Here is a 3,155-nt window from a genome sequence, read left to right as displayed (position 1 = left end):
CCTTTGACGGCGCCCGCCATCAGACCGCGTACGAAATAGCGGCCGGCGAGAATATAGACGATGAGTGTGGGCACGGCGGCGATCATGGCGGCGGCCATGTTGACATTGTATTCGACCACACCGGTCGAGGTATTCACGACATTGTTGAGCGCCACCGTCATCGGCATGGATTCACCGGTGCCGGCATAGGCGGAAGCGAACAGGAAGTCGTTCCAGATATTGGTGAACTGGTAGATCACCGTGACGACGATGATCGGCAGCGAATTCGGCAGCATGATGCGACGGAAGATCTGGAAGAAGCTGGCGCCGTCGACCTGCGCGGCCCTGACCAGTTCAGTCGGAAAGGCCTCGTAGTAGTTGCGGAAGAACAGCGTCGTGAAGCCCAGACCGTAAACGACATGCACGAAGACCAGATTGACGGTCGGATTGCCGAAGCCGAAGCTCATGCCCGTGGCGTTCTGAAGCGTGGCACCGAAGCGGCCGAGGCTACCGAGGATCGTCGCCATCGGCAGCAGCACCGACTGGAACGGGATGAAGCAGGCAAACAGCATCAAGCCGAACACGAGCGTGTGACCCGGAAAGCGCCATTTGGTCAGCACATAGCCGTTGAGCGCGCCCAGGATGGTGGAAATCGCCACGGCCGGAACGACCATCTTGATCGAGTTCCAGAAATAGCCCTTGATGCCGGCGCAGGTCAGGCCGACGCAGGTCTCGCCCCAGGCCTTGAACCAGGGCTCGAAGGTCGGCGACCGAGGCAATGCCAGCATGTTGCCGTTCTGGATCTCGTCCATGGTCTTGAACGAGGTGACCAGCATCACGAAGAGCGGCATCAGGTAGAGGATCGCGAAGATCAGCAGCAGGCCGTAGATGATGGTGCGGCCGATCCACCGGCGGCCATTGCCGCCTTGCGATGTGGTTGCTGAAGAGGCAACGGTGCTCATCGCGCCTTCTCCCTCAGTTCGGAATAGAGATAGGGCACGATGATGGCCGAGATCGTCATCAGCATGATGATCGCGCTTGCCGAACCGACGGCCATCTCGTTCCGCTTGAAGGTGTATTCGTACATGAAGTTGGACGGCAGCCAGGCCGAGCCACCGGGACCGCCCGAGGTCAGCGCGACCACGAGGTCGTAAGACTTGATCGCCATATGGGCGAGCACGATGAAGGCCGAGAGGAAGACCGGTCGCAGCATCGGGATGACGATGCGTCTGTAGAGCTGCAAGGTCGTTGCCCCATCGATCTGGGCGGCTTTCATGATCTCGCTATCGATGCCGCGCAGGCCCGCGAGAAACATCGCCATCACGAAGCCGGAAGCCTGCCAGACGCCGGCGATCACGACGGTATAGATGACGAAATCCTTGTTCTTGATCCAATCGAAATGGAAGCTCGTCCAACCCCATTGATGCAGCGTCTGCTCAAGTCCCAGGCCGGGGTCGAGGAACCATTTCCAGGCAACGCCGGTGACGATGAAGGAAAGCGCCATCGGGTACAGGAAGATTGGCCGCAACAGCCCCTCGCCGCGGATCTTCTGGTCGAGCAGAATCGCCAGAAACAGGCCGAGTGCTAAACAGATGCCGACATAAAGGAAGCCGAAGATCGCCATGTTGGTGATCGAGGTATACCAGCTGGAGGGCGGATCGCTTTCAAACGTCCAGCGCCAGAGCCGTTGATAGGCGCGTGGCCCTGTCAGCGCATAGGATGGAAATGTCTTTGAATTGGTGAAGGACAGATAGGCGGTCCAGACGATGAAACCATAAACAAAGATCACCGTGACGGCAAAACTCGGCGCCAGCACGATCTTCGGCAAGACATCCTGCAGGCGGGAGCGGATGGAATTGCCTGTTTTGCGTTCCGACGTGAGCTTGATCTCGGGGGTCGCGACGGTGTTCATGAAATCGTCCCCTCCCAGGGCCGTATCTGTGGCAAAACGCCTCCCCCGCCTGCGCGGGGAAGGAGCCTATGATCGACGCAAGCTACTTGGCGTCGTCGATTGCCTTGACGAGCTCTTCCACGGCCTGATCAGAGGTCGTGATCTGTCCATGAACGAACTTGGAAACGACATCCTTGTAGGCATTGGCTACCGCCGGAGGAGCGCCGTAGCCCTGGGCCAGCGAGCCGAACAGCGTGCCGCCTTCATTGGCAGCCTTGAGGTCGGCAATGCCCTTCTTGCCGCAGGCGTCGAAGTCCGTGTCGGGAACATCGGTACGGGCCGGAACCGAACCTTTGACGACGTTGAAGGCCGATTGGAAGCTCTTCGACAGCGTCGCGGTCGCCAGCGCTACCTGCGCGGCCTTGCGGTCGTCGGGAACGTCGAACATGCCGAACATGTCGGAGTTGTAGATCACGCTGCCGTTTGTGCCCGGGAAGCGGTAGCAGAGGAAGTCGGTATCCGGCGTCTTCTTCGCCGCGACGAATTCGCCCTTGGCCCAATCGCCCATGACCTGAACCAGCGCATCGCCCTTGATGACCATGGCGGTCGCCAGATTCCAGTCACGGCCGGAGAAGTTCAGGTCGACATACTTGATGATCTTGGCAAGATTGTCGAAGGACTTCTTCATCGTGTCTGATTTCAACGATTCTTCGTCGAGGTCGTTGAAGGCCTTCTTGTAGAATTCCGGCCCGCCGGTGGAAAGCACGATCGAATCGAACATCGTCGCTTCCTGCCAGTTCTGACCGCCGAGAGCGAGCGGAATGACGCCGGCAGCCTTGGCCTTGTCGAGCAGGGCAATCAGCTCGTCGAAGGTCTTCGGCTCAGTGCCGCCGATCTTGTCCATCACGGCCTTGTTGATCCAAAGCCAGTTGACGGAGTGAACGTTGACAGGAGCAGCAACCCACTTGCCGTCATAGACGGAGAACTTCTGGAGAGCTGCGGGAACGGACTTGTCCCATCCTTCCTTCGTCGCCGTCTCGGTAAGATCGCCCATGACACCGGCCTGGGCGTAGTCGAGAACGGTATAGCCGAGCATCTGCGAGGCGGTCGGATAGGTACCTGCCGCAACCATCGCCTTGAGCGCGGTCATGGCAGCATCACCGCCACCGCCGGCCACCGGCACGTCCTTCCAGGCAAAGCCTTCCTTGGAAAGGTCCTCCTTGAGCACGTTGAGCGCCGCAGCCTCACCGCCCGACGTCCACCAGTGCAGCATCTGCACTTCCTT

Annotated in this window: 3 protein-coding genes; all 3 read right to left on the bottom strand. The window is 59.5% G+C overall.

Annotated elements, in window-relative coordinates; genetic code table 11:
* On the bottom strand, positions 1–941 hold a 941-nt coding region (locus EV130_RS32325; protein ID WP_074061012.1), incomplete at its 3' end, for a carbohydrate ABC transporter permease.
* Positions 938–1,891, bottom strand: a complete 954-nt coding sequence (locus EV130_RS32320) for a carbohydrate ABC transporter permease (protein ID WP_132662575.1) — start codon at positions 1,889–1,891, stop codon at positions 938–940. The genes EV130_RS32325 and EV130_RS32320, both read right to left, overlap by 4 nt.
* 82 nt (positions 1,892–1,973) lie before the next feature.
* Positions 1,974–3,155, bottom strand: a 1,182-nt coding sequence (locus tag EV130_RS32315) for an ABC transporter substrate-binding protein (protein WP_132662574.1), incomplete at its 5' end; no start/stop codon positions are given.

The sequence above is a fragment of the Rhizobium azibense genome (genome assembly GCF_004342325.1).
Lineage (GTDB): Bacteria > Pseudomonadota > Alphaproteobacteria > Rhizobiales > Rhizobiaceae > Rhizobium > Rhizobium etli_B.
This window is presented reverse-complemented; position numbering and strand designations above follow the sequence as displayed.